A 3,785-nucleotide genomic window follows, 5' to 3' on the forward strand; every position below is an offset into this window, starting at 1 on the left:
CCCCTGCCAGTTCTGTTTTGCCTACCAGTAGCCCGCGTTCAATGAACGTGACGACCATCTGCCCGTCGTCCGCTTCGATAAACCGGTGATAGCCTTTGCCGGTGAATCCGTGCAAGTACAGCGTGCCGAACGGGCCAAAGCTTAACCCGAAAAAACCCATCTGGTGCGGGCCTTCGACGCCGCTCAGGGTGGAATAATCAGGGCAGTAATGGGCTTTGAAGTTAATCACCCACACGTAACCGGCCAGCGTCTTGCTGAACGCTGAGGATAAGATCAGATCGGTGGTCTGGCTGACAACGATGTCAAAGCTCTCGATGGCCTCAACCGTCATACCAGATTCCCCGCACTGTCTGTCTGGATGTTTGGATCTGGTCTGTACTTCTCAGGGTGACAAAACTCACCGCACTCAGTGCAGTGTTCGCCGGACGGCGACAGGCAATCCCGTGTCACTTCCGACCACTCATGGCCGCATATATTTCCTGGGTTTATTTCTGATTCGCCATCGCAGACAAAAAATCGTTCGCCTGGGACCGGTTTTCTTGTGTTTCCATACATCTTGTTGAATACCTGCTTACCGCTGTTTTTCGGATATCTAGACTAATAGCTATTGGCTAACGCTGCCAGTTTGTGCGGCGTGGCGATGTGACGCACGCATCAAAAATGGGAAAAAAATCAAAAAAATCCTACTATTTTTGGGCTTAGCTACTAACTCAGTGATTAATACCTGATAACTCAATCACTTAGCGAGAAACCCCTTATTAATCAATATTTAGGCTCTCAAGGTGCGTAAGTTCAAGCTTTTAGAAAAACCACCCTGCGATAATTCAAGGTTTTAGCGTTGACGCCATTTTACTGTACACATGCACAGTATGACAATATGTGCAACAAGGTGAGCTATGGTATTAGCTAAGTACATTTACCCCCTTGGTAAGCTGTGGATAAGCGATAAAAACAGCGTTTGTTCAAGCTTTTGGCGCGGTCATTTACTTTTTTGCGACTTATCCACATATGCAACACTGTAAAAACCCCATATCAATCAACATTTAGGCTCTGAAATTGGCTAAAATAAATACAGCAAAAAAACCCCATACTTATCAACGACTAGGCGAAAACCCTTTTTTCTATTTTATTAAAATAAAATAATAGGGGGAGCGCTGACGCTTCCCCCTTAATTATTTATTCGCAATAAAATCCGCACGCGACGCCGACGCTTGACGCCGTGGTAGCCCGTTGCTATTGTCTCAGTTGTTGGCGGGGTGGTCCTGGTGAACGGCTGCAAAGCGACCCATCAGGTAAACGGTTGTAGTCCTACACCCCGACCAACCTGTTACCTGTATTACCTGCATTACTGCTCTAAAGCTCCAAGCGTTGAACGGCTCGGCTCATAGGTCTTACTTGTTGTCGCTCGATGATCCAAAGATTGCCATCTTTCTGTGTGTGTTTCAGTAAAAGAGAAGCCAGGTTCGACGTGTAGAACCCCCGCTGCAGCGCGTTGCGTTGTTACCTCAAGGATTGAGGGGCGGGGGTTTTTACGTATCTGGGGGTTAGCTAAATAACTCGCTGTGAGAACCCAAGCGGGCAAGCTGCAGCTCATTACCGTTAACTTTGTAGATGAGTAAGAGATCGGGCTTAATGTGGCATTCCCTGAACCCTTTAAAGTTACCTGTAAGGGCGTGGTCAAGGTAGGACGGTGGCAGCTGTACACCTTGCCGTAAGTGTCCTACCACCTGACCGATGAGCAATGAATCCTCAACGGATTGTTTTACTGTCTTTTTGTATTCCCTTTTGAACACGGAAGATATGACAAGTTTAAGCATGTGTTCCTTCCAGTTCGCTCAGGTCGCTGATTCTGGTCCCTTTGCCGGACTCTAGTTCTTCAATCGCTTTAAGCGTCTCTGCGTTAGGTGTCTTCTCTTTCAAAGGGAAAGGGAAGCCCCTTTCTCTGATAAATGCTTTAGCGAAAATGTGAACCGCTTGCGAAGGGGATACGCCCAGGCTGTCGCAGATATCAGAAAACTCATCTTTCATATCCTGTTCGATCCTGGTTGAGATTAGTGGTTTTGACATAGCTTGCCTTCCTTTCGTGTTGATGTGCTTCTTTAAGTTTAGCGCCCCCTCCCCACACATGCAATACATAGTATTACTTAGTAATACACCACACCTGAATAGCAATAACACAGAGTGCGGATTTATTTATTGCCCTTTTATTTACCCTACCAGCAATTTTATATTTCACACAAAATTAAAACTTATCATTTTTTTATTATCAGTGATTTTAATGTTTTTATTTACCTTGTTCCAAGGTAATTAATTAGCTTACCCATAGAGTCCCGAATATATGCGCGTGGTAATTAGCTTATCCATTGTTTTCAGTTAGCACACTCTTTCAGAGTGTTATTAATTGATTGCACAAGCAATCAATTAGCTTATTACCGCCTCCAGGCAGACTGGATGACGCACAAACCCAGCAATGGCGCGGGGTTGGCGGATGTCAGCGGGGTAATGAGCGGCTCTGCGCCCTGGGGATACGGCGCAGAGATAATTACTCATCGTGTTACGATTGTTCCACGATTTGATCTAAATCTCATTTGTTAGCTAATGACTAAAAATATATTGATTTCGTTTTTGTACTGAACTACAGTTTTTTACGTGGACGGGTTGAGCGGTATTTAAATCGCCAGCAACGAACCACAAATAAACACTAATTTTAATTTATACAGGTAATAAACATGAGTCATAAAGTTACAACATGGGAGCGCTGTAAGCTGTTACTAAGCGCTGGACGTTTGACAAAGAGCCGCCGGAATTATCTTGCGCGTGTCATTGGCCTTTAACACCCACACACCATAAGCCAGGGGGAGCAATCCCCCTTTTAAAACAGGATGACAAACTATGACAGCTACAGAAATGAAGATCACACAAACTCAGGTCACGCACCGTCCCGCTTTTTTGCCGAAAATCGTTAGCGGCTCATATCAGTTGATGTTGCTACTTGAAAATTCTGTGTACGCACTGACTGAGAAATACGATCCCACCTATCAGGGCGGGTACTGGGAGTATCTGACAGCCGAGAACGGCGCGCGGTGGATGCAGGCACCTGAGCCTGAAATCATGGTGCATGTTGTTAACCCTGATAACTGGTTTGACGGGGAAATGTCACGCGGTGCGCTGAGCATTGGTGTGATGTTGATTGTGTGCTCGCACCTGAGTTTTAAAGCGCCAGGGTGCAAAAGCATTGTTAAAAACTTTCACGCACTGCGCGAGGTGGCCAGCAGTCACCCTGAATCAGATGCAATTTTCGGTTTGATTGATTGAGGGCGGACAGATGATCTATTGCAATTGTCACTATACCGCGCAGCAGTTGCGCAAGTGGGTGCTGTTGGCTGAGGACGAGAAAGCGCGCCATCACTCGCAGGTAGTTGAGCTGTTGGAAAGCCGCCTGAACAACAATCTAAGCGAGGGCGGGCACGTCGAGCGCGCGCGGTCTGTTCTTAGGGCGTCGGAAATGAAATCGGTCTGGGTTGATCTTTTCCTGGGGTATATCAACCGCTGGCAGTATCCAGACAATGAGAGCGGGCTGATCTGCTTGCTGTATGCGAACCCAGCGGACGAGGAAAGCGGACTGGTGACGCGGTTTAGCTTTGAGCTGTACAGCAGGGCAAAAGAGGCGGGCACGGGGAGCCTGGGCCTGTATAGCGAAGGTGTAGACGTTGGCGTAATGGGTGCGGCCATGTTCGGGAACGCGGACAAACGGAACCTTCATTTCATGTTTAACGGTGCGCTAG

At 47.1% G+C, this 3,785-nt stretch carries 5 protein-coding genes; 2 read left to right on the plus strand and 3 right to left on the minus strand.

Annotation, left to right across the window (positions count from 1 at the left end; translation table 11 throughout):
* From H511_RS22945 to H511_RS0109025, 3 genes are all read right to left on the minus strand, one after another.
* Positions 1-331, minus strand: a 331-nt coding sequence (locus H511_RS22945) for a hypothetical protein (protein ID WP_036759311.1), incomplete at its 3' end; no start/stop codon positions are given.
* Positions 332-1,544: 1,213 nt separating this feature from the next.
* On the minus strand, positions 1,545-1,817 hold the full coding sequence (locus H511_RS0109020; RefSeq protein WP_027252010.1) for a type II toxin-antitoxin system YafQ family toxin: 273 nt from the start codon (positions 1,815-1,817) through the stop codon (positions 1,545-1,547).
* Positions 1,810-2,067 (minus strand): type II toxin-antitoxin system RelB/DinJ family antitoxin, encoded by a 258-nt coding sequence (locus H511_RS0109025; RefSeq protein WP_027252011.1) that lies wholly within the window; start codon positions 2,065-2,067, stop codon positions 1,810-1,812. Before H511_RS0109025 ends, H511_RS0109020 begins: the two co-directional genes overlap by 8 nt.
* An 825-nt stretch (positions 2,068-2,892) precedes the next feature.
* Here H511_RS0109025 and H511_RS0109030 point away from each other — a divergent pair.
* Positions 2,893-3,315, plus strand: a complete 423-nt coding sequence (locus H511_RS0109030) for an antirestriction protein (protein WP_027252012.1) — start codon at positions 2,893-2,895, stop codon at positions 3,313-3,315.
* A 10-nt stretch (positions 3,316-3,325) separates the two neighbouring features.
* A partial coding sequence (locus tag H511_RS22950) for a hypothetical protein (RefSeq protein WP_036759315.1) occupies positions 3,326-3,785 on the plus strand: 460 nt, incomplete at its 3' end.

The sequence above is a fragment of the Photobacterium halotolerans DSM 18316 genome (assembly GCF_000425165.1).
Taxonomy (GTDB): domain Bacteria; phylum Pseudomonadota; class Gammaproteobacteria; order Enterobacterales; family Vibrionaceae; genus Photobacterium; species Photobacterium halotolerans.